The sequence below is a fragment of the Ruegeria sp. HKCCA0370 genome (assembly GCF_013033705.1).
Classification (GTDB): Bacteria; Pseudomonadota; Alphaproteobacteria; order Rhodobacterales; family Rhodobacteraceae; genus Ruegeria.
Genome location: NZ_WQEP01000001.1, coordinates 1 through 21,660, shown reverse-complemented (window position 1 = coordinate 21,660; position 21,660 = coordinate 1). Strand labels below are relative to the sequence as shown.

The following is a 21,660-nucleotide window of genomic DNA, read 5'->3' as shown; positions in this document are numbered from 1 at the left end:
CCCAAACGCGTGGCGAACGAGGAGCTTTGGCGCCAGCATGAAACTCAAGGAACCTGTAGCGTCTCTGCTCAGGATGGATCGCAAGTCATGATTGATTTCCTGATAATCGGAGGCGGCATCGCTGGGCTGAGCGCCGGTGCGCGCCTGTCGCAACACGGAACCGTGATGGTTCTGGAAGCGGAAGACGCCCTGGGCTATCACACGTCGGGCCGGTCAGCGGCCTTGTTCGAAGAAAGCTATGGACCGCCTTCGGTCGTCGCACTGAACAAAGCGGGGGCTGCCTTTCTTCATACGCAGAATGGCGGTTACCTGACCCCGCGCGGATTGATGCTGGTCGGAGCAATTGACCAGCCCGACATGTTCGAAGCCGATTGCGCCGATCTGAACATGGTGAAAATACCGATGGAACAGGCGATATCGCGCGTTCCGATCCTGAATCCGGACAAGGTCGGGTTTGCAGCCATCAGCGAAGCGGCCTTTGACATCGATACGGATCGCCTGTTGCAGGATTTCGCCCGGACCGTAAGGCAAAACGGGGGAACGGTTTCGACAAAAAGCAAAGTCACCGGCATTAGAAAAGAAAAACACTGGGTGGTTGAGGCCGGTGGGATCATTGAAGCCCGCACTCTGATTAACGCAGCCGGGGCCTGGGTGGATGAGGTTGCACAGCTTGCAGGGCTGCCCGGTATCGGTATCACACCTCGCCGTCGGTCGATGGCGCGTCTTCCCGCCCCCGGAGGGCATGACGTTTCTGTCTGGCCGATGATGCTGGGCGCCGGCGAAACATGGTACGCCAAACCGGATGCGGGCAAGCTGCTGGTCTCACCATCCGAAGCTGATCCGGTTGCGCCACAGGATGCTTATGCCGATGATATGGTGCTGGCAGAGGGTCTGGCACGGTATGAGGAGTTGATGACCGAGCCTGTCACAAGAGTTGAAACGAATTGGGCGGGCTTGCGCAGTTTTGCCCCGGACGGGACCTTGGTGCTTGGGCGCGACCCGCTGGATCCTTCGTTTGTCTGGTGTGGCGGTCAGGGCGGGTATGGTTTTCAAACCTCACCGGCGGCGTCGCAACTGCTGTGCGACCTTGTTGTCGGAAACACACCCGAACTGGAACCTGACATAGTAGGCATGTTGACCCCTGACAGGCTGGAACGATGATCAAACGCAGCCTCCCCTCTTCTGCAAGCGTCGCCAATGCGTCTGTAGATGGCAAGCTGGTGGCCCCGGCAGCATCCCGGAACACCGACGCCCTGTGTGCAGTGTTGCAAGAATGGGGGCCGTCCCAGGGCCAGGCATTGGAAATCGCAAGCGGGACTGGTCAGCATATCAGGGTCTTTGCCGAAGTGCTTCCCGGGCTGACCTGGCAGCCTTCGGAAGTTGACCCTGAGCGGCGCGTGAGTATCGATGCCTATACCCGCGACCTGCCCAATGTCGCGCCGGTCGCAGAACTGGATGCAGCGACATCAGGCTGGCACAGGCGGTTTTACGGCCAGGATCTGATCGTTCTGATAAACTTGATTCACTTGATCAGTTGGCAGGAAACCAAAACCATCATTTCGGAAGTCGCACAATCCCTGTCACCAAAGGGGCTGTTCATCTTGTACGGCCCGTTCAAACGTTCGGGCCAACTCATCAGTGACGGGGATGTCCGCTTTCATAAGGCTTTGATCCAGCAAGACCCGGAAATCGGCTACAAAAACGACGTGGACATTCTGAACCTGTTCGAAAACGTCGGCCTGCTCGCGTTGGCACCGGTCGAAATGCCTGCCAACAATCTTGCGTTCATTGCCGAACGCCCTGAAGTCTGATCGAGATCAAAGTCAAACAGCCGCGTCCCAATTCATATTCCGGTTGCTAGATATGAAGAAGGGCACTCAGCAATGGCATGGCAAGAAAAACTCTCGGCAACACGTAAGAGTTTGCGAAACCTGAACGGATCCATTCCCGACACGACACGCGCATTCGGAGCGCTTGGCAAAGCCGTCAAAGAGGGCGGGACGCTCGACTACAAGACCAAGGAATTCATTGCGTTGGGCATGTCAGTCACCCTGCGATGCGAACCCTGCATCACCCTGCACACCGAAGCTTTGATCAAGGCCGGTGCGACACGGGAAGAAGTGTCCGACGTGTTGGCCATGGCGATCCAGATGGGCGGCGGCCCAGCCATGATGTACGCGGCCAAGGCGCTGGAATGCTTCGACGAACTGTCTTGATGAAAAGAAGAAAAGGCCCCGAAGGTTTCCGGGGCCTTTCTTCGATCAACCGTCCTTGCGGATGGTTTCGTTTTTCGGGTCGTAGGGGCTGTCGCAGGTCACGACCGCATCCCACAGCTTGTCCTGCATCTTGACCTTCAGCTTTGTGCCTTCGACAGCCAGCTCGGGCTTCACATAGCCCATGCCGATGGATTTCTCGAACACTACGGAATACCCGCCCGAGGTCAATCGACCCACGCGTTCACCTTCCGGTGTGTACAGTGCCTCGCGGCCCCATGGGTCGGCATCCTCCGGCCCGTCGATCAGCAGGGTACAGCATTTCACGCGCACACCGGTCTCTTCCAGCTTGGCCTTGCCGTAGAAGTCTTTCGACAAGTCGACAAAGCGCGGCAGATCGGCCTCCAGCGGGGTCGCGTCGCGGCCCAGTTCGGTGCCGAAAGCGCGATAGGATTTCTCCTGACGCAGCCAGTTCTGGGCGCGCGCGCCGACCAGCTTCATACCGTGCTTCTCACCCGCTTTTTCCAGCAGGTCGAACAGGTAGTTCTGCATCTCGATCGGGTGGTGCAGTTCCCAGCCCAGCTCGCCGGTATAGGCCACGCGGATCGCGTTGACAGGGCACATGCCCAGTTCGATCTGACGCGCCGACAGCCACGGGAAGCGCTTGTTCGACAGGGCGGTTTCCGGATCGGCGTCCTTGATGACCTCTTTCAGAACGTCACGCGACTTGGGTCCGGCGATGGCGAAGACGCCCCATTGCGTGGTCACGTCCTGGATTTCGATATATCCGAACTCCTCCATCTTGTCCTCGGCCGCCTTGCGCAGATAGTCGGCGTCGTACTCGGTCCAGGCTCCGGCAGAGACGAGGTAATAGTTGTTCTCGCCATTGCGGACGATGGTGTATTCGGTGCGGGTGGTGCCGTGCGAGGTCAGCGCGTAGGTCAGGTTGATGCGACCGACCTTGGGCAGCTTGTTGCAGGTGAACCAATCCAGGAACTGGGTGGCACCGGGGCCTTTGACGACATGCTTGGTGAAGGCCGATGCGTCGATCAGGCCAACGCCTTCGCGGATCGCCTTGGCTTCTTCGACGGCATATTGCCACCAGCCGCCACGACGGAACGACCGGCTTTCCTTGTCGAAGTTCTCGGGCGCATCGACAGGGCCGAAATAGTTCGGACGTTCCCAGCCGTTGACCCAGCCGAATTGTGCACCACGTGCTTTCTGACGGTCGTATGCGGGAACGGTCCGCAGCGGGCGGCAGGCTTCACGCTCTTCGTCCGGGTGGTGCAGGATGTAGACGTGCTCATAGCACTCTTCGTTCTTGCGCGCCGCGAACTCGGTGGTCATCCAGTTGCTGGAATAGCGTTTGGGGTCCAGCGAGGCCATATCGATCTCGGCTTCGCCGTCGACCATCATCTGCGCCAGATAGTAGCCGGTGCCGCCTGCTGCGGTAATGCCAAAGCTGAAACCTTCGGCCAGCCACATATTGCGCAGGCCCGGCGCAGGCCCAACCAGCGGGTTGCCGTCAGGCGTATAACAGATCGGGCCGTTGAAATCGTCTTTCAGGCCGGACTCGGCACAGGACGGCACACGCTCGGCCATGGCCATGTACTGATCCGCGATCCGATCCAGATCCAGCGGGAACAGATCCGCGCGGAAGCTGTCCGGCACACCGTGCTCAAACCGGGCGGGGGCGCCATGTTCATAGATACCCAGAATCCAGCCGCCGCGTTCTTCACGGGCGTAGGATTCGTTGTCGGCGTCGCGCACGACGGGGTGTTCCGGGTTGCCTGCTTCGCGCCATTTGACCAGTTCAGGGTCCTTGTCCATGACGATAAACGTGTGTTCGACCGGGATCGCAGGCATCTTGATGCCCAGCATCTTGGCGGTGCGCTGTGCGTGGTTGCCCGATGCAGTGACGACATGTTCGGCAGTGATCACAACCTTTTCGTCGCTTTCGACAAGGTTGCCGCCTTTTTCCACCATCTTGGTGCAGGTGACTTCCCAATGGGTGCCGTTCCAGTGGAAGGCATCCGCCTGCATCTTGCGCACGATCTCGACGCCACGCTGACGGGCCCCCTTGGCCATGGCCTGCGTCACATCTGCCGGGTTAATATACCCGTCTTCGGTATGGTAGATCGCGCCCTTCAGATCCGATGTCTCGATCAGCGGCCAGCGTTCCTTGATCTGCTCGGGGGTCAGCCACTCATAGGCAACATCACAGGTTTCGGCGGTAGAGGCGTAGAGCATGTACTCGTCCATGCGCTCCTGCGTCTGCGCCATGCGCAGGTTGCCGACGACGGCAAAGCCCGCGTTCAGCCCGGTTTCTTCTTCCAGCGTCTTGTAGAAGTCGACCGAATACTTGTGGATGTGCGTTGTCGCATAGGACATGTTGAACAATGGCAGCAGACCAGCCGCGTGCCAGGTGGACCCGGACGTCAGCTCGTCCCGTTCGATCAACATCACATCGTCCCAGCCCGCTTTGGCCAGATGATAGGCAATCGAGGTCCCAACGGCGCCGCCGCCAACGACCAGTGCTTTGACTTGGGTTTTCATAACCGGGCGTCTCCCCTTGAAATCAGTTGACACCATATGGCGCACTTGAGGGGGATCGCGCGACATTCATCCGACCAGTGATATGAAAAAAACGACCCGATCATCGAATGCGGGTCGCAGATCGGACATGAAACCGGTGATCTCAACCGCTGGAGCGACAGCGCTTGCTTGTCCCGATCGTGGTGCAGACAAGTTTCCGAGCTTCCTCTGACGGTGTCTTGGCCGCGGGTTCCTCGGGCTGTGAAGGTTGGGCATCTGCTTCAAGCCGACTTTCCGAAATCCCGACACGCGCGGATACCGAGGCAACATAACCTTTGAAGCCCAGCCCGTTTTCGGATGCCTTGGCCTGCTGATAATAGTCCAGCCCAACAATGGCGACCCCGCAGATCGCTGCAAACCCTGCCAGATATTTTGCGCTCATCTCGACCACCTGTTCCTAACCGAGTCGGTGAGACCAGAACATGTGGACGATTTGAAGGCGCAATGCGGGCCAGAACGCGAAAACCGCTAGGATTGGCCGGATAATACCTTGCCGGGATTCATGATGTTCTCGGGGTCCAAAGCAGCCTTGATTGCGGCCATATACTGCGTGGCGGCGCCCAGTTCTTTGATGAGGTATGGCCGTTTGCCCTGACCGATTCCGTGTTCACCTGTACAGGTGCCTTCCATTGAAATTGCCAGGTCGTTCAACCATCCGACAAACTCTTCGGCTTTGGCAACTTCTTCGGTGTTCTGCATGTCGATCAAAATAAGCGTGTGAAAGTTCCCATCCCCCACATGCCCCACAATTGGCGCGAGCAAGCCAAGATCAGCTGCCTTCTGCTGAGTGCTTGTCACACATTCCGCCAGGCGCGAGATCGGCACGCAGACATCCGTTGAAATACCACGCGCGCCGGGGCGCAGTTGCAGACACGCCCAATACATATCATGGCGCGCCTGCCAAAGCTTGTTCCGTTCTTCGGTGGTCGAGGTCGCAGCAAAATCCGTACCGCCGAACTCCTCGGCGATCTGACCAAAGGTTTCAGCCTGTTCCGCCGCACCGCTTTCAGAGCCATGGAATTCAAGCAGCAGCAATGGCGTTTCCGGAAGACTCAGCCCGGAATAGGCGTTTGCCGCCTGAACCGACATTTCATCTAGCAACTCTATTCGGGCAACCGGAATGCCATACTGAATGGTCATCATCACCGCGCGGCACGCGGCATCGACCGAAGGAAAGGAACACCTGGCCGAGCTGATCGCTTCGGGGATGCCCTGCAAGCGCAGAGTCAGCTCGGTGATGATACCCAACGTGCCTTCCGCCCCAATCAGAAGGCGTGCCAGATCATACCCGGCCGATGACTTCTTGGCCCGGTGACCGGTACGGATGATCTGGCCGTCCGGCATGACCGCCTCGAGGCTGAGAACGTTGTCGCGCATCGTTCCGTATCGCACCGCATTGGTGCCCGAAGCGCGGGTCGCGGCCATACCGCCCAGCGACGCATTCGCCCCCGGGTCAATCGGAAAGAACAAACCCTGATCCCGCAAATGAGTATTCAGCGCCTCGCGCGTGACGCCGGGCTGCACGACACAATCCAGATCTTCGGCGTGGACAGCCAGCACCTTGTCCATCTGCATCAGATCGACCGAGATCCCCCCCGCTGGCGCATTCACATGCCCTTCCAGCGACGTTCCCGTGCCAAAGGGAATCACCGGCACCCGGTGCGCGGCACAGGTTTTGACAATTTCCGACACGTCCTGCGTAGTATGCGGGAAAACCACGGCATCCGGGCTCTGGTTTTCGATCCAGGTCGTGGTGTGCCCGTGCTGTTCACGAATCGCGGCACCCGTTTGCAACCTGTCGCCAAAACGTTGTTTCAGAACGCCTATGACGGTTTCAATACCTGTTTCATTCCGAGGCAAAGCGGTCGCCTGCATCATCGTCATCCTCCCCTGTCCCCGGCACGTCGCGGGCCCTTCTGTTCATGACTAAAGGGCCCGCAACGTGCGGGCAATCCCCACAAATACCAAGGCCCTATTCGCCCAGCGCAATACCCTCGCGACGGGGGTCGGCACCACCGCTCAGCCCGTCGCCGATTTCGATGGCGTGAAGGCCAGATGTCAGGTCACGCGGGTTTACCTCGAACCCAAACTGGGTCAGCCCGTCGGAAAAGCCTTCGGCAGAGGTCCCGGCCTCGACATCATATGTTCCGAAACGATTGACAAGATGCGGCAGCGACACGGCTTGTTGCACATCCATACCCCAGTCGGCCCATGCGATGATCGATTTGGCCACATAGCCGATGATCCGACTGCCGCCCGGCGAGCCAATCGCCAGAACCGGCGCGTCATCCTGCATCACGATGGTCGGGCTCATGGACGAACGCGGGCGTTTTCCGGGCTCCAGTCGGTTGGCGATCGGCACACCATCGCTGTGGGTCTTGAACGAAAAATCCGTCAGTTCGTTGTTCAGAAGGAACCCGTTCGTCATCAGGCGTGAGCCAAAGCCGTTTTCGATGGTCGTGGTCATCGACAGCACGTTGCCATAGCTGTCTACAATCGAGATATGCGAGGTCGAAGGCAGCTCCAGCGACACATCATCCGCCCAGTTCAGCGCGTGGTCGAACTCCGGCTGACCGGGCCCGACATCTGCCAGCGCGCCTTCGGTGTTCAGCAATTCCGCTCGTTGCGACAGGTAGGCCGGATCAACCAGCCCTTTGGTCGGCATGGGCACGAAATCGCTGTCGGCCATGTACCGGCCGCGGTCCGCAAAGGCGAGGCGCGAAGCGTCCCCGATCAACCGCCAGGCCTCGGCGCTTTCCGGCCCCATGGCCGCCAGATCATAGCCGTTCAGCATCCCCAGAATTTGCCCCACGGTCAGCGCACCCGACGACGGCGGGCCCATGCCGCAGACTTCATAGGCGCGGTATTCCGTGCAAACCGGCTCGCGCTCGATCACCTGATACAGCGCAAGATCCGCACCGGACAGAACACCGGGATTGCCCGGAGCATTGCGAACCGTGCGCACGATGTCTGCCGCAATCTCACCGCCATAGAAACCGGCCGCCCCATCGCGGGCCAGCACACGCAGAGTTTCGGCATAAGCTGGGTTCATCAGGCGCTGCCCCTGTTGCAGCGGTGCGCCCCCCGGCAGGAAATATTCAGCGGTTTCCGGGAAGCGTGACAGGCGCTCGGCATCGTTTTCAACAAGGCTGGCCAGACGTGGGGACACCAGGAACCCTTCATCCGCCAACCGGATTCCATCGGCAAACAATCCGGGCCACGAGGAACGCCCCCAGCGGCGATGTGCCTCTTCCAGCAAGGCAGGTGTGCCCGGCGTCCCCACGGACAGCCCACCGACAACCGCATCGAAGAATTTCAGCGGCTCACCGTTTTCGTCCTGAAACAGGGTCGGTGTGGCCGCCAGCGGCGCCGTTTCTCGCCCGTCCAGAGTTGTCATCCGACCGGTCGCTGCATCGTACCAGACCAGAAACGCACCGCCGCCCAAGCCCGAGGATTGCGGTTCGACCAGGCCCAGCACGACCTGCACCGCAACCATGGCGTCTGCGGCAGACCCACCTGCGCGCAATACTCTGGCGCCGGCCTCCACCGCCAGCGGGTTGGCCGCGGCAACCATCCAGTTCTGGGACGTGACCGGAACGCCATCCAGTTTGGCCTCAAGCGCCGCGATGACCTCGTCGGTCATGGCCTGTACCTGCCCTTCCGTGGCCGTTTCGGGGGCAACGGCATCGGCCGCTTCCTGAGCGACCCCCGGAGCAGCAAAACAAAATGCAGAAAACAGTAGAACTGAAACACGTCTCATCTGATCAAATCCTCCAATACATCCCTGACTATCAAAATTGCGCGCCGAACACGCTCTGAACAAGTCCAAGCTGCACGCCATCAACACATGGCCGACGTCCGCAGCACGCGTTAAGGCTTTGCGTCGCCTACCAATCGATCCTGATCATAGTGGGTCATACCGCGGAACTCGGGCAACCACGCTTCACGCCGGGTGACCCAGCTTTCATATGTTGGCGTCAACTGATCTGGCACATCAAGGCATCCAAGATGCACCTCCACTTCGGTTCCGCTGCGCGCAAAGACCGGAGAGCCGCAGACGGGGCAAAAGAACCTGTCAGCATAACCACGCGCTTCGCCGGAAACCTCTATTCTGTCTTCCGGGAAAACGGCCGCCGCATAGAACACTGCGCCATGATGCTTGCGGCAGTCCAGACAGTGACAGATTCCGACCCGCAATGGGCGACCCGAAGCCCAGATGCGCAGATTTCCACAACGGCACCCTCCTTCATAGACGTCCATTCCTGCTCCTTTCCAGAGCGCTACAGCATCGCTGGCACAACCTGATCCGGCGGGCGGTGGCCGTCTTCGAAGGTCTTGATGTTGATGATGACCTTCTCGCCCATCTCCACCCGGCCCTCGAGCGTGGCTGATCCCATATGAGGCAACAGAACCACATTGGGCAGCTGCCGCAGACGCGGGTTCACGTCAGTGCCCTGTTCGTAGACATCCAGCCCCGCCCCCGCAATTTCACCTGCGCGGATCATCCGGGTCAGGGCGTTTTCGTCCACGACTTCACCACGTGACGTGTTGACGATCACTGCCGAAGGTTTCATCAGTTTCAGACGACGTGCGTTCATCAGATGGAAGGTCGACGGCGTTGAGGGGCAATTGACCGAGATCACATCCATCCGCGCGACCATCTGATCGAGGCTTTCCCAATATGTTGCCTCCAGCTCCTGCTCGGTCTCGGGGCGCAGCCTGCGACGGTTGTGATAATGGACCTGCATTCCAAACGCGTTCGCACGCCGCGCCACCGCCTGCCCGATCCGGCCCATGCCCAGAATGCCCAGACGACGACCTCCGATACGGCCTCCCAGAAAAGCGGTGGGCGCCCAGCCGGACCAATCTCCCTGCTGCATCACGCTCAGACCTTCGGGAATGCGTCGGGTAACCGCCAGAATCAGGGCCATGGTCATATCGGCGGTGTCATCGGTCAGAACCCCAGGCGTGTTCGACACCAGAATCCCACGCTGGCGCGCGGTGGACACGTCAATATTGTCGACACCGGCACCGTAATTGGCGATGAGCTTAAGCCTTTCGCCCGCCTGCCCCAGCAGACCGCCATCAATCGCATCCGTTACCGTAGGCACCAGGACATCGGCGTCCTGCACTGCGGCCACCAGTTCTTCGCGCGTCATCGGAGTGTCATCGTCGCGCAAGCGCACATCAAACAACTCGCTCAAACGTGTTTCGACCGCTTCGGGCAACCGTCGCGTAACGACAACACTCAAACGTTCTCTTGGCACCTCGGCCCTCCCACTGCTTTGCAAACGGACGCGCGCCATGGCATCGTGGCGCAGGAAAAGGCGGGGCACAAGAACCCCTTTGGCATTGAGTCCACCTTTTTTCGGAACCGGATCAACAGGCATAAGAGCAGGCAGTCAGTGAGTGGTATTCGACCGGTAAATCGCCGTTGTCTGGCGACACTATCCGTATTTCTGATCATGTTCGGCGCATGGGCTGCGTTTGCCGACGTGAAACGTGGACCGGTCACCAACCTCCCCCTGCCCCGTTATGTCTCGATGAAAGCGGCAGAAGGCAACGTAAGACGCGGGCCTTCTTTGACGCATCGAATCGACTGGGTGTTCAAACGGCGCGGAATGCCGCTTCAGGTCACTGCCGAATACGGCAACTGGCGACGGGTTCAGGACCGCGACGGCGCTGGAGGCTGGGTTCACTACGCCCTGTTGTCGGGTGTTCGGACAGTGCTGGTTGAAGCCGAAATGTTGCCTGTCTATGCCCGACCCGATCCGACCTCGCCCGTGAATGCGCATTTCGAATCCGGGGTCGTGGCCCGACTGGGAACCTGTTCGCTGGACTGGTGCCGGATCACCGCCGGCGGGTATCGGGGTTGGACCTTGAAGTCGAACCTATGGGGGGTCGACCCGTCCGAGATTCGCGAATAACCACTGGGCCGACCTGCCCCCGCGTTGCGGACACGCGACAAGGTGTTTGAGTTTCCCGCCGTTATGCTGTGAAACTCGACCAAAACGGAGGCGATCATGCGCGCAGTTACATATTCCACCTTCGGAAACCCCGCCGATGTCCTGCGGATACAGGACCTCCCTCCGGTCCCGCCGGGTCCGGGCGAGGTCACGGTAGAGCTGTCCTTTTCCGGAGTGAACCCTTCCGACGTCAAAGCCCGTGCCGGGACCAGACCGGGCGTGACAGAACCCCCATTCCCCCTGATCATCCCGCACAGTGACGGCTCCGGTGTGATCTCGGCCATTGGCGACGGAGTTTCCGCATCTCGGATCGGTCAACGCGTGTGGATCTGGAACGGGCAATGGCAACGCCCTTTCGGCACCGCCGCCAGCCACATCACCCTTCCCGATGCCCAGGCTGTGGCTCTGCCGGATGCAGTGTCGTTGCAGACCGGCGCGATTCTGGGCATTCCCGGTCTTACCGCCTGCCACGCGGTGTTTTCAGGCGGCCGTCCCGATGGGCAAACGATCTTGATACACGGTGGCGCTGGCACCGTCGGCTTTCTGGCCGTTCAGCTTGCCAAATGGGCAGGCGCGCGCGTGATCGCGACGGCCAGCCCTCGCAACTTTGACCGGGTCCGGGAAGCCGGCGCAGATATCGTGATTGATTACGCCAGCGAGGATCTTTCCACCGAAATTCTCGATGCAAATGAAGGAAAGACAATCGGCCGAATCATCGACGTCGAATTCGGCCGGAATATTCAAACAAACGCCACGGTCATTGCCGAGAACGGTCGCATCAACGCCTATGGCTCTGCCCAAGACATGACCCCCGTGTTTCCGTTCGGACCGATGATGTTCAAAGCCATGACGCTTGAGACCATTTTGATTTATCTTCTTCCTCCGGATCTTCGTACCAATGCCGTGAAGACCCTTCACAAGGCCTTGACGGATGGCGCTTTGACCTGCCCTGTTCAAAAGGTCTTTGCACTTGAGGAATGCGCGTCTGCGCATGCAATGGTGCAGGATGGAAACCGGACCGGAGCCGTGTTGATCGACACCAAATGACCGCCCTGAAAAAAATCTGTTCAACCTGAGTTTTTTTGACAAAACGCTCTTGATCCCTGCCAACAACAATCGTAGACAGCCGCTCACCGTTGGGGTGTAGCCAAGTGGTAAGGCAGCGGTTTTTGGTACCGTGTATCGTAGGTTCGAATCCTACCACCCCAGCCAGCTCATCAGAACATCGTTACTCCGATACCTGTTGACACCGTTTGCTGCGGAAAATGCCCCCCTTTATGCCCCAGTGGTTTCGGGTGTTCTGACGTCCTCTTTCCTAACCTCTAGCGGGGGTTCTATGGGGGTGGGGAATAGGTATAAGTAATGAATAGAAACCGGAGGATAGAGAGACCCGAGTATCCTCGTTCCTGATTCATAATACATAGAGGGAGGAGGAGGTTATGGCGGAGATAGAGAACCCATGGCACTCGCGGCCGATCGACGTTCACCGCTGGTCGGATCACCCCGAGGTCGCTGACTTGGTCGACCGCATCTGGGACGACTACCTGCCGAGTGATCAGACGTCCGGACCGAAGCCGAAGACTGCATTCAGGCATCAACTGCGGGTGTTGGTTCTAGACCTGTATGTCGCTTGGTTGGAAGACCCGGAACTGTCTATCGGCGTCTCTATGTCCTCGAACTACTGGGACACGTCTTCCCGCTATAACGCGATCCATATATCCAAGAAGATCATCCTGATCATTCGCCCCCTAATCGAAGCAGGACTATTGGATGTTGCAAAGGGCAGTTACTCGGGTCCTCTCGCCCGGGGGAACAGAACGACGAGGATACGAGCCTCCGAGGTGCTCCAGGGGTGGTTCGCCGAAGTGGCATTCAGACGAGATGACGTTGGTCGGGTCGAAGGTGAAGAAATCATCATTCTCAGAGGCGACAACGCAGAGGCACTGGTCGAGTACGAGGATACCGACGAGATCATCAGAATGCGGGCTGAACTTGAGCGCTATAACCAAGTAATCGCTGATGCTTTCATTGATATCCCTATATTGGATGAACCAAGGGTCGATGATGTCACCACCGACCATCATCACAAGCTTACCCGCAGGATATTCAGTCGTTCGAACTTCAACCTGAATGGGCGCTTTCATGGTGGTTGGTGGCAGCAGATCAACAGTGACTGGAGGTCAAAGATCTTCATCAACGATACGCCCGTCGTCGAGGTGGACTTCCGCAGTCTCCATGTCTCGTTGCTCAGCCTTCGAGCAGGAAAAGAACTTGACGGCGATCCCTATGAGTTGCCCGACATACTGGGTGCATGGCTACCTCCAGTGCTACAGCGTCAATTTATCAAGCGGCTTGTACTCACAGCGATAAACGCTGGTTCTAGGGATGCTGCTTTCCGGGCGTTTCGAAGCGAATACCCAACCGGCCACGCAGGCAAGACGCTGACTAACGAACAACTGGATAAGTTACTGAAGGGATTCCTGGAGAAGACCCCTCACATCGAGGACTTTCTGTTCGCGGATCAAGGTATCCAGTTGATGAACCTTGATGGTCAGATAGCGGAGCGCGTTCATCGTTATTTCTGCGATCAGGCAGTGCCAGTCCTGTCCGTGCATGACAGTTTTATCATCGACTATACCCGGGTGGGCGAACTGAAACGGGTTATGGCCGAGGCGTCAGCGGAAGTGGCCGGTGCACCGTTACCAACATCGAACAAGTTCTACGGGCTGGACGAACAAGCCGATCCCAATGCCGACCATGTGAAAGATTATGTGATATGGCGGCAGACGGCCCGGTCCGAGGCGTATCTTCAACGATTGGCGGAACATGAACGGAGAACTGGGCGAGAGGTGGTGCCGTCCGAAGCTCAAAATTGACGCTGCAGAAACAAGTGGGCCGAGCTATCGGACAGACGAAGGGTTGAATTGTGGATAAATCAGTTTCTAACACTCCGTGAAGTCACAGGAAGCTATTGCTGTGCTCATTCAGTTCTTTCATCTTCAATTTTGTGACCTGACGTTCACTTGGAGCGGTGCGAAGCTAAAGCCTTTGCAAAAACGCTACGGATACTCATTTTGGCAACCCTGCTTTTAACCAACCTTCGCGCCAACTATCTGCACAGGATGGAACAGTGAATATTGGCATTTGTGTCTGCGCTGAGGCTGCAGTCAGGCCCGGGCGCAACGTCTGAAGGTCCGCTACCGCTTTGCGAGCTGCAGCATCATCGGTGAGGTGTCCCAAAGCAGCAATCAGCATAAGATGGCTCATTACGAAGTTTGAGCGTACAGATAAAGCTTCTCGGCAAGCCTTAGCCGATTCTTCATAACGCCCAAGGTGAAAAAGCGCGCTAGCCTGAGCAAGGTAAGCAGCGTGGCGCAATGGATCGTGAGGGCTGAGCTCAACAGATTGAACCGCGTGACTTAGTGCTTCCTCTGGACGATCAAGAAGAAAAAGGTTGATGGAGCCCAGCATATGGACCGTTGCGGCATTTGGATTTTGCTCAAGAGCTTGTTTGAAAGCAACCCGCGCGCGTGGCAGGTCTCGCGCCAGCATAGAGATTGAATGCGCAGCGTACGCCAACGCGATGCCGTCTGCACGATCGCTCAACAGAACCCGCTCGGCTGCCTTAATAGCCTCTTTCGGCCCTTCACCAATTGGCTCAAGCCCTTGAACCATTCGTTGAATATGCAACCAAGCCAACAGCCCTGACGCGGATGCGTATTCTGGATCACGCCTCAATGCGAGGTTTGTCAGACGTATGGCCTCTCGATTGTCTTGATCCGTTAAAAGATGGAAATGCGATTGTGCTCGAAGATATAGTTCATAAGCTTCCAAATTTTCCGTAGGTTTTGCCCGCGCTCGGTTAGTTTCGGCGTGCCTTAAAGACGGTTCAATCGCGGTTACGACCTCCAGCGTTACTTTGTCTTGAAGGTCAAAAATATCATCAAGCACGCCGTCGAAGCGGTCTGCCCAGAGATGACTGTTGTCTTCCGCATCAATCAACTGCCCTGTAATGCGGACTCGTTGAGCTGCTCGTCTGACTGAACCCTCGAGAACGTAGCGCACTCCAAGAATGCGACCCACTTCGCGTATGTCCGTGCTTTTTCCTTTGAATGTAAAAGATGAATTTCTTGCCACGACCATCAGCCAACGGAAACGAGACAACTCTGTGATAATGTCTTCGGTGATGCCGTCCGCAAAAAACTCCTGTTCGGGATCACCAGACATATTGTCGAATGGCAGCACTGCAATCCCGGGTCTGACATCTGCCTTTTCTGACAGATTGGCAAAAGTGCCCTTTGGCCAGCACCAAACACCAATGCGGCGCGTGATGTTTTTGAGTTCTGTCTGCTCACCGCCATCGAATTTGGATGCGTCACCTCGGTCAAGACTGTTGTGAGATGTGTCCGATATCAAAACCTGATCCGGTTCGGCTAGCGCTTCGAGACGAGCGGCGACATTTATTCCGTCACCAAAAATGTCATCGCCTTCTGTAACGACCTCGCCAGTATGCATGCCAATTCGAAGCTTGATGCTCTCTGGTTTCTGCGCTGACTGTAATGCAATAGCGCAATCTGCAGCGTCTGATGTGGACTTAAACTCGGCAATCCAACCGTCGCCCAAGCTTTTGATCAATGTCCCCCTGTGGGCTTGTAGCAGCGACTGAAGTGTATCTTCACGGAATGATCTAAGCGCAGCAATCGTACCTTCACGGTCATGATCCATCAGTGCTGAATATCCGACGATGTCCGCCGCAAGCACTGTGGTAAGCCGTCTGTCCATTCGTTCCCCCGTTTTGAGGAACTTAGCGCGACACTCAACTTCTGTCAGCCCGACAACTTTGCCTTTGAGCGTTAATCCCTAAGTCCCAAACTGCTCTCAAAATCCATTCCATGCTGGAGATCATGCCAGATGCGGTCGATCAACTCTGCCACCTCCGGATGATCCGACCAGCGGTGAACGTCGATCGGCCGCGAGTGCCATGGGTTCTCTATCTCCGCCATAACCTCCTCCTCCCTCTATGTATTATGAATCAGGAACGAGGATACTCGGGTCTCTCTATCCTCCGGTTTCTATTCATTACTTATACCTATTCCCCACCCCCATAGAACCCCCGCTAGAGGTTAGGAAAGAGGACGTCAGAACACCCGAAACCACTGGGGCATAAAGGGGGGCATTTTCCGCAGCAAACGGTGTCAACAGGTATCGGAGTAACGATGTTCTGATGAACTGGCTGGGGTGGTAGGAAACCTTGCCGACCGATGAAACCTATCAACTTTTCCCACTAGCCTGAGAAACTGGGGTGGTTTCGGGGGCATTCTGCTTAGCGAAGCGACGGGCGGAATGGAGCGTCAGCGGGTCAGCATGGGGCATTTCTAACAGTGAGCACTGGGCATTTTGATCGCTAGATCGATCGTTCACTGCCGCTGGCGGGACAGAGCTTACTAGACCGCTAGAGAACCCATAACTGGCGCTGAGACGACCGCTGACGAGACGTTCCGGGTGCTGAAGACTGGTAGCTGGTGCTGGCGGGTGGCAGAAACTTGTAATGGCGCTCTGTGTCCCAGTTCACAGGACCTCTCGTTCATCCAGGTTAACGTGACGTCATCAATGGGAGGTCGCAATGCTTCGTAAGGCTTCAAATACCTGGCACACTCGCACCGAACACGCAGTAACCATGATCCACCCAGTTGTGCGTATCTTGCGTCATTGCATCCAGATGCAACGCCAAGTGAACCGCTACCATTGAATTCGAGCGCGGGTAGGCCGACCGGCTGACGACCGTTTGTTGACATTGATGAAGTGGCTGACCAGTGGCGTAGAAGCAGACGTTCGATCGGACAACGGCGAATGACCGTATCGAGCCCAAAGAGACCAGTGCGGCGACATACATAAATGTCGGTTTCCAGCTCCAGAAATAAATGCGACGGAAATTAACTAATCAGCCGTTGTACTAATTCAGACAACGGAGAAAAAATGTCCAGCCGCGCACGATTACTACCTTTCATCGCATTGGTTGTCTTTTCTGGGATGAGCTTGCTTACCGTAGAAACATTAGAGACGCTTGCCGTCGCGGGGTACACCCCGTTAGAACGCCTGACACTGACGCCGAACCCAATTGCGTGGGGCGATGCCTCGCCACCGTCAACGCGGCCCTTGAGTTGAAAACTTTGCGGTGAAGCGCTTGACCCTCGCAACCAGATCGCACCGAGCATTGAAACGGAGCACTGCCCATGCAACCTGATATCCTATTCAATTCCATTTTGGCATTTGCATTCATTGCCGCGCCTGCGCTTGCCGATTCACCGAAGCTTCAAACGCCCGCTCCCGTCATTTACTTGGCCGACAACCTTGACGAACAAGACGACCTCGGTTGGTGCATTGACACGCTTGGCAGAGGATTTGCCGAGCGACTGCAAGCACATTCCTGCAAACCGGAAGGCGGCGACGTGCAGTTTTCGTTCGATACCAAAACAGGAAATATTCAATCGGTCGCATTCTCGGAATATTGTATGTCGCATCAACCCAACGAGGAAAGCACGTTCGCCCTCGTCTTCTGCGATCCTACCGCAACTGACCAGAAGTTCGTATACGATCCTGAGAGTCGCGCTATTCGTACATCAGACGACGAAACCACTTGTGTTTCCGTTGGCCAACACAGCCAATCTGCCGGGCCATACATGTCACGGGCGCTCGTTTTGACCGACTGCGTGACAACTCCTGAAGCGCTCAAGGAATGGGTGATTCTGAAATGAGACGCGATGACGACTCCACAAATAGACGTTTACTGAAACCAACAATTTCCGTAACCGCGTTGTTCTTTGCGGCGCCCGTGGCCCTACAGGCCGAGACCTTCTCTGCGGATGTCTGGGCCGACAATTGGTTCGAACTGCGTGTAAATGGCACCCAAGTTGCTGAAGACAGCGTGCCGATCACGACGGAACGCTCATTCAACGCCGAGAGCTTTGATTTCACGGCTGAGCGCCCCTTTGTGCTGGGTCTTGTGGCCAAGGACTTTAAGGAGGATGACACAGGACTGGAGTATATCGGCACCCGTCGTCAGCAAATGGGCGACGGTGGCGTGATCATGCAAATCAGGGATGCCTCTGGCGCGACTGTGGTAGTAAGCAATGCTGACTGGCGATGCCATGTGATCCATGCCGCACCACTAGATAAAACTTGCGAAAACGAAAACGATCCCGTGGCAGGCACAGCCCCGTGTGGATTTGATGCCAGCGAAGAACCCGCAGGCTGGGATGGTGCTGACTTCGACGTATCGTCTTGGGCAAGCGCAAGCGTTTTTTCTGAGGCTGAAGTCGACCCAAAATTCGGGTATGATGAAATCTCTTGGGATGCGTCCGCCGAATTGATCTGGGGCCCGGATTTGGAACAGAGCAACACCGTTTTGTGCCGTTTGACCGTCAACTAACACCCAAGGACAATCAACATGTTGAAATCAACCCTCATGACCATTGTTGTTTTAAGCACCGGGATGGCCCATGCGGAAAACGTCGAAATTTATGTCGTTGATATGCTCGACAACATTCAGAATGGTTATTGTATCGACATAGCAAAAGGTAAAGGCGCTTCTGCCAATCCCGAAGATGGGCTTCAAGCGCACACCTGCTACAGCCCGCTCGGCGAAGTGCTGGTCGATCAGGCGTTTGATCCAGAGCAATTCGCGGACGGTGTCCTCTTTATGCCTGAGTTTGACGTCTGCATGCAGGCTACGTCGACCGAGGCCGATGCGCCCGCTGAACTAGCTGCCTGTGATGGCTCCACAGCCCAAAGTTGGGTTTTTGACGGCGAAGGCACTATAGCCCCTGCGTCTGCTCCAGAAATGTGTTTAACCCTGACGGGCGAGACCAGAACCGGTCGCAGCGAGGAAAACCAGATGATCGCAATAACGCTTCAGGCGTGCTCTGAAGAACAAGCGGCGTATCAGACCTGGTCTAATCGCACTGCGGACTGACAGGGGTCAAGGAAGCACCCAAATTGTGCTTTTGTGGCCGACAACCAGATTCTGTGCAGTTTTCTGTAAGTATCGTCAGCGTTCGCGCTTTCGAAATGCCGACATTGGATCAAGCACCCCGAATTGGCGCTTTGTCCGCATAGCCGCTGTCCAGGGTTCCATATCATCGCGTATTTTGTCTAAAGTCCGCTTCCTGTGCATTGTCGTCATTGCTGAGGCCTAGTGCTGCTCTAGCAGCGGACGGCGGCTCTGTGGCCTTGTCCTCAGCCTTGCTCCAAATATTGCACTCGCAGAGAACGACAGCTTTGTCCCGCAACTCGGTCATTCAGCCGGCCCTCAACCAAAGTCCGCTTTGGAAAAAAGAATGCAAAGTGAACACCCCCGGCAAACCGCTACGCTAGGCCTTCTCGGCTCCACCGAGCCTTTATCTGGCAGGGGTTGTGCTTGTTCTGAGCGTCTTGGTGTGCCCGCGCATGACAGCTTGGGCATAGTGCAATCGTGATGAACGTTTTCTTGCCCGTTGAGATGTCGGAGCAAAGTTCCTCACCGCAAATCTCAAGCAACTCCCCGTGTGACTTTAGTTCATTAGTGGTTATGCCACAGTGTTGGCACTGCGCCTCTTCAAGGGCGCACCTGACTTCTTCAACCGAAACTACCCGTTGATAGTTGCATTCAGTATCAGTCATTTTTTGCCCCGCGAACTCAACCCTGTGCAATGGACCTGCTCTGGCCTCACCCAGTAATCGCCTTGGGAGTTTCAGGCTAACGCAGGTGTCTCGCGCAGACAAGCCAGCGGGTATCACTCGCTCCTTCGTCCCGAAAATCGAGCAACTTCCTGCATCTAAATAAGGAAGCAACTGCAGGAGTTTGATCCATGAAGTACCTGTCTGCCCTCGGCGTTCTCGTCGGGGGTTTTCTTTTGCACCCACCGCCCAAGGCCGTCCTGACGACGATGCTCTGGGTGGTGTCGCGGTCCCACCCCGCTGTCTCGGCGTTGGTTCTGCTGGCGGTCCTCTGGACGTGGAGGACCGACGATGAGTGAGCTGGAGCTGAACCCCGGTGACGTCGTGGTCGTCCAGGCCTTCGATGACGTCCCTGAACATCTGTTCCGCATAGACGAGGTGTTCGAAGACTGCGTGACCGGCTTTGCTGTCACCGGCCCTCTGGCTGGTACCTACGGCGAACCGGATCGGGAGATGATCCTAAGGGTTATCTCAACCAACTGAACCCATCCCACATTCCAAATCTGAAAGGAGGAGACTGATGTCTGCTCACATTCGCTATGCCTATCTGAAGGGCCATACATGGTTGTTCAGACGGAACTATCCCGTTGACGTCGCTCTCGCGCTGGGCGCTCAGGCCCTGAAGCAGAGCCTCAAAACCAGTGATCCCAGAACAGCCCGTGTTCGTGCCGCTGAAGTCAATGCCCGGTTCGAGACGTTGGTTGAACAGGTGCGGGCTCAGGCAGAGGAGACTCTGTCTGCCCCAGAGAACACTGCTGAGGTTCCTGATTGGGTTGACCAGCCAGAGACTTCTCTCGTCCGTCTCCGGGCCACTCTGGAGGACTCTGGATGCAATCTGGAGCGGTCCAAGTTCATCAGACCATCAGCACCGGTAAAGGTGCCGGTTCGTGACCTGAGCCGAGCCTACCTTTCCCGGCGTAGTAATGAACTTCGACCCAGCGGGTTTAAATCGGTCCGATACTCCGTCGGGTTGTTCACGAGCCGATATGGTGACCAGCCGGTTTGCCGCCTGACCAGAACAGACGGACGAGAGTTCCTGTCCGCAATAGCCCAACTGTCTCCGATGATCGGTAAGTCAGAGAGGACCCGAGGGCTGACCCTGGACCAGTTAGTCGCGTACTCGTCTCGTGGGGCGGTGACTATTACAGCCAGAACTCAGCGGCGTATCTGGTCGCAGGTCAATCACTTCCTCGACTGGGTGGTCTATGAAGGGCATCTGGAGGTCAACCCGTTCCGGACAGTGCCCTTCGATCGCAAGGTGCGTCCTCAACCCTATGCGGTTCCGACTGACGATGAAGTCGTGCGGTTGCTGGGAGCCAATGACCGTGAATTGCATCCGGTTCTGCTAACCTGCCTGCTATCAGGAATGCGAGCGGGGGAAGCGGTGGGGCTGCTCCGGGAAGACCTCGTGGCCAAGGGCAATCTCGGTTGCTTCGTGCATGTTCGACCCAATGAACTGCGACTGCTGAAGACCGACGCCGCTGAACGACTGGTTCCGGTCCACCCGGCGCTGGATGAGACGTTCCGGCAGCTACCATCATCTGGTCCTCTGTTCCCCGACCTCACCGTGGCACATGTCACTAAGGGCTTCGCGAGACTGCGCCGACGGCTGGAGCTTGATCGACCGGGGCTGGTGTTTCACTCGACCCGCAAGTGGTTCATCACCCAGTGTGAGAGAACCGGTGTTCCTGAGCACTTCACCGCATCTCTGGTTGGCCACCAATCGGCACGGTCGGAGAACGGGATTACCTACGGCATCTACTCGGCAGGGATCAGTGACGAGCAACGTCGGTCTATCGTCGATCAGATAAGACTCCCGGCATGACGTTCCCGGACATTGATGCGTTCGAGGAGCGGGCTGCTATCGCCGAATACGATGGTGGTTGCACCCGTAAGACAGCGGAAGATCTGGCTGCTCGGGCTCAAGGGTTCCGGGATGCCGAAGCCTACTGGCAGTGGTTGGCTGACTATGTCGTTAACCGAAGACCACCCTGACATCCAACCCTCGGCGGCCCCTAGCGGGTTGCCGGGGGCGCTCACTTTGTTTTTTTTGCGGGAGCGGACATAGCGGAATAATGACCGAACGACCGAGTTGCGGACAAAGCGGACGTCCGCTGGGTCCGTTTGTAAAGGCCCAACAACGATGGTCGGCGTGTGTGATTCCTAAATTT

20 protein-coding genes and 1 tRNA gene are annotated in these 21,660 nt (G+C 57.0%); 13 read left to right on the top strand and 8 right to left on the bottom strand.

Annotated elements, in window-relative coordinates; genetic code table 11:
• Positions 1-87: 87 nt before the first annotated feature.
• From GOW31_RS00105 to GOW31_RS00095, 3 genes are all read left to right on the top strand, one after another.
• Positions 88-1,161: an FAD-binding oxidoreductase gene (locus tag GOW31_RS00105; RefSeq protein ID WP_171167036.1), complete on the top strand. Its 1,074-nt coding sequence runs from the start codon at positions 88-90 to the stop codon at positions 1,159-1,161.
• Positions 1,158-1,811 (top strand): DUF938 domain-containing protein, encoded by a 654-nt coding sequence (locus GOW31_RS00100; RefSeq protein WP_171167034.1) that lies wholly within the window; start codon positions 1,158-1,160, stop codon positions 1,809-1,811. The genes GOW31_RS00105 and GOW31_RS00100 overlap by 4 nt, the downstream gene beginning before the upstream one ends.
• A 72-nt stretch (positions 1,812-1,883) precedes the next feature.
• Positions 1,884-2,216: a carboxymuconolactone decarboxylase family protein gene (locus GOW31_RS00095; protein WP_171167032.1), complete on the top strand. Its 333-nt coding sequence runs from the start codon at positions 1,884-1,886 to the stop codon at positions 2,214-2,216.
• A 45-nt stretch (positions 2,217-2,261) separates the two neighbouring features.
• Here the strand turns inward: GOW31_RS00095 and GOW31_RS00090 are convergent, their stop codons facing one another.
• The 6 genes from GOW31_RS00090 to GOW31_RS00065 all read right to left on the bottom strand — a co-directional run bounded on the left by GOW31_RS00090 (position 2,262) and on the right by GOW31_RS00065 (position 10,075).
• Complete coding sequence (locus GOW31_RS00090; protein ID WP_171167031.1) at positions 2,262-4,769, bottom strand: FAD-dependent oxidoreductase; 2,508 nt, start codon at positions 4,767-4,769, stop codon at positions 2,262-2,264.
• Between the two features lie 142 nt (positions 4,770-4,911).
• Positions 4,912-5,190: a hypothetical protein gene (locus GOW31_RS00085; RefSeq protein WP_171167029.1), complete on the bottom strand. Its 279-nt coding sequence runs from the start codon at positions 5,188-5,190 to the stop codon at positions 4,912-4,914.
• 86 nt (positions 5,191-5,276) lie between these two features.
• A complete protein-coding gene (locus tag GOW31_RS00080; protein WP_171167027.1) occupies positions 5,277-6,686 on the bottom strand; it encodes an FAD-binding oxidoreductase in 1,410 nt (469 codons plus the stop codon).
• Positions 6,687-6,780: 94 nt separating this feature from the next.
• Positions 6,781-8,568 carry a gamma-glutamyltransferase gene (gene ggt / locus GOW31_RS00075; RefSeq protein ID WP_171167025.1) on the bottom strand — a complete coding sequence of 596 codons (1,788 nt, stop codon included), beginning with the start codon at positions 8,566-8,568 and terminating at the stop codon, positions 6,781-6,783.
• Positions 8,569-8,678: 110 nt separating this feature from the next.
• Positions 8,679-9,068, bottom strand: a complete 390-nt coding sequence (locus tag GOW31_RS00070) for a GFA family protein (RefSeq protein ID WP_171114677.1) — start codon at positions 9,066-9,068, stop codon at positions 8,679-8,681.
• 20 nt (positions 9,069-9,088) lie between these two features.
• A complete protein-coding gene (locus tag GOW31_RS00065) occupies positions 9,089-10,075 on the bottom strand; it encodes a D-glycerate dehydrogenase (RefSeq protein WP_171167022.1) in 987 nt (328 codons plus the stop codon).
• A gap of 198 nt (positions 10,076-10,273) precedes the next feature.
• Here GOW31_RS00065 and GOW31_RS00060 point away from each other — a divergent pair, with 198 nt between their 5' ends.
• From GOW31_RS00060 to GOW31_RS00045, 4 genes are all read left to right on the top strand, one after another.
• Positions 10,274-10,735: an SH3 domain-containing protein gene (locus GOW31_RS00060; RefSeq protein WP_171168601.1), complete on the top strand. Its 462-nt coding sequence runs from the start codon at positions 10,274-10,276 to the stop codon at positions 10,733-10,735.
• A 96-nt stretch (positions 10,736-10,831) separates the two neighbouring features.
• Entirely contained in the window at positions 10,832-11,821 is a 990-nt protein-coding gene (locus tag GOW31_RS00055; protein WP_171167020.1) for an NADPH:quinone reductase, read from the top strand.
• A 90-nt stretch (positions 11,822-11,911) separates the two neighbouring features.
• A tRNA-Gln gene (locus tag GOW31_RS00050) sits at positions 11,912-11,986 on the top strand.
• A 227-nt stretch (positions 11,987-12,213) separates the two neighbouring features.
• On the top strand, positions 12,214-13,650 hold the full coding sequence (locus GOW31_RS00045; protein WP_171167018.1) for a hypothetical protein: 1,437 nt from the start codon (positions 12,214-12,216) through the stop codon (positions 13,648-13,650).
• A 193-nt stretch (positions 13,651-13,843) separates the two neighbouring features.
• Here the strand turns inward: GOW31_RS00045 and GOW31_RS00040 are convergent, their stop codons facing one another.
• Positions 13,844-15,556 carry an adenylate/guanylate cyclase domain-containing protein gene (locus tag GOW31_RS00040; RefSeq protein ID WP_171167016.1) on the bottom strand — a complete coding sequence of 571 codons (1,713 nt, stop codon included), beginning with the start codon at positions 15,554-15,556 and terminating at the stop codon, positions 13,844-13,846.
• A gap of 71 nt (positions 15,557-15,627) precedes the next feature.
• A complete protein-coding gene (locus GOW31_RS00035) occupies positions 15,628-15,777 on the bottom strand; it encodes a hypothetical protein (RefSeq protein WP_171167014.1) in 150 nt (49 codons plus the stop codon).
• A gap of 1,230 nt (positions 15,778-17,007) precedes the next feature.
• On the opposite strand from GOW31_RS00035, the gene GOW31_RS00030 reads away from it, so the two are divergent.
• The 6 genes from GOW31_RS00030 to GOW31_RS00005 all read left to right on the top strand — a co-directional run bounded on the left by GOW31_RS00030 (position 17,008) and on the right by GOW31_RS00005 (position 21,484).
• Entirely contained in the window at positions 17,008-17,529 is a 522-nt protein-coding gene (locus GOW31_RS00030; protein ID WP_171167012.1) for a ricin-type beta-trefoil lectin domain protein, read from the top strand.
• On the top strand, positions 17,526-18,203 hold the full coding sequence (locus GOW31_RS00025) for a PEBP family protein (protein ID WP_217356597.1): 678 nt from the start codon (positions 17,526-17,528) through the stop codon (positions 18,201-18,203). Before GOW31_RS00030 ends, GOW31_RS00025 begins: the two co-directional genes overlap by 4 nt.
• Positions 18,204-18,221: 18 nt before the next feature.
• Positions 18,222-18,746 (top strand): ricin-type beta-trefoil lectin domain protein, encoded by a 525-nt coding sequence (locus tag GOW31_RS00020; protein WP_171167010.1) that lies wholly within the window; start codon positions 18,222-18,224, stop codon positions 18,744-18,746.
• A gap of 1,034 nt (positions 18,747-19,780) precedes the next feature.
• Positions 19,781-19,972 carry a hypothetical protein gene (locus tag GOW31_RS00015; RefSeq protein WP_171167008.1) on the top strand — a complete coding sequence of 64 codons (192 nt, stop codon included), beginning with the start codon at positions 19,781-19,783 and terminating at the stop codon, positions 19,970-19,972.
• Positions 19,973-20,009: 37 nt separating this feature from the next.
• Positions 20,010-21,314 (top strand): DUF6538 domain-containing protein, encoded by a 1,305-nt coding sequence (locus GOW31_RS00010; RefSeq protein ID WP_171167006.1) that lies wholly within the window; start codon positions 20,010-20,012, stop codon positions 21,312-21,314.
• Positions 21,311-21,484, top strand: coding sequence for a hypothetical protein (locus GOW31_RS00005; protein WP_171167005.1), 174 nt, complete (start codon positions 21,311-21,313; stop codon positions 21,482-21,484). Before GOW31_RS00010 ends, GOW31_RS00005 begins: the two co-directional genes overlap by 4 nt.
• The last annotated feature ends 176 nt before the right edge of the window (positions 21,485-21,660 follow it).

Coding starts and splice junctions, on each gene's coding strand:
- GOW31_RS00105 (WP_171167036.1), top strand. CDS start 88: ATGATTGATTTCCTGATAATCGGAGGCGGCATCGCTGGGCTGAGCGCC.
- GOW31_RS00100 (WP_171167034.1), top strand. CDS start 1,158: ATGATCAAACGCAGCCTCCCCTCTTCTGCAAGCGTCGCCAATGCGTCT.
- GOW31_RS00095 (WP_171167032.1), top strand. CDS start 1,884: ATGGCATGGCAAGAAAAACTCTCGGCAACACGTAAGAGTTTGCGAAAC.
- GOW31_RS00090 (WP_171167031.1), bottom strand. CDS start 4,769: ATGAAAACCCAAGTCAAAGCACTGGTCGTTGGCGGCGGCGCCGTTGGG.
- GOW31_RS00085 (WP_171167029.1), bottom strand. CDS start 5,190: ATGAGCGCAAAATATCTGGCAGGGTTTGCAGCGATCTGCGGGGTCGCC.
- GOW31_RS00080 (WP_171167027.1), bottom strand. CDS start 6,686: ATGATGCAGGCGACCGCTTTGCCTCGGAATGAAACAGGTATTGAAACC.
- ggt (WP_171167025.1), bottom strand. CDS start 8,568: ATGAGACGTGTTTCAGTTCTACTGTTTTCTGCATTTTGTTTTGCTGCT.
- GOW31_RS00070 (WP_171114677.1), bottom strand. CDS start 9,068: ATGGACGTCTATGAAGGAGGGTGCCGTTGTGGAAATCTGCGCATCTGG.
- GOW31_RS00060 (WP_171168601.1), top strand. CDS start 10,274: ATGTTCGGCGCATGGGCTGCGTTTGCCGACGTGAAACGTGGACCGGTC.
- GOW31_RS00055 (WP_171167020.1), top strand. CDS start 10,832: ATGCGCGCAGTTACATATTCCACCTTCGGAAACCCCGCCGATGTCCTG.
- GOW31_RS00045 (WP_171167018.1), top strand. CDS start 12,214: ATGGCGGAGATAGAGAACCCATGGCACTCGCGGCCGATCGACGTTCAC.
- GOW31_RS00040 (WP_171167016.1), bottom strand. CDS start 15,556: ATGGACAGACGGCTTACCACAGTGCTTGCGGCGGACATCGTCGGATAT.
- GOW31_RS00035 (WP_171167014.1), bottom strand. CDS start 15,777: ATGGCGGAGATAGAGAACCCATGGCACTCGCGGCCGATCGACGTTCAC.
- GOW31_RS00030 (WP_171167012.1), top strand. CDS start 17,008: ATGCAACCTGATATCCTATTCAATTCCATTTTGGCATTTGCATTCATT.
- GOW31_RS00025 (WP_217356597.1), top strand. CDS start 17,526: ATGAGACGCGATGACGACTCCACAAATAGACGTTTACTGAAACCAACA.
- GOW31_RS00020 (WP_171167010.1), top strand. CDS start 18,222: ATGTTGAAATCAACCCTCATGACCATTGTTGTTTTAAGCACCGGGATG.
- GOW31_RS00015 (WP_171167008.1), top strand. CDS start 19,781: ATGAGTGAGCTGGAGCTGAACCCCGGTGACGTCGTGGTCGTCCAGGCC.
- GOW31_RS00010 (WP_171167006.1), top strand. CDS start 20,010: ATGTCTGCTCACATTCGCTATGCCTATCTGAAGGGCCATACATGGTTG.
- GOW31_RS00005 (WP_171167005.1), top strand. CDS start 21,311: ATGACGTTCCCGGACATTGATGCGTTCGAGGAGCGGGCTGCTATCGCC.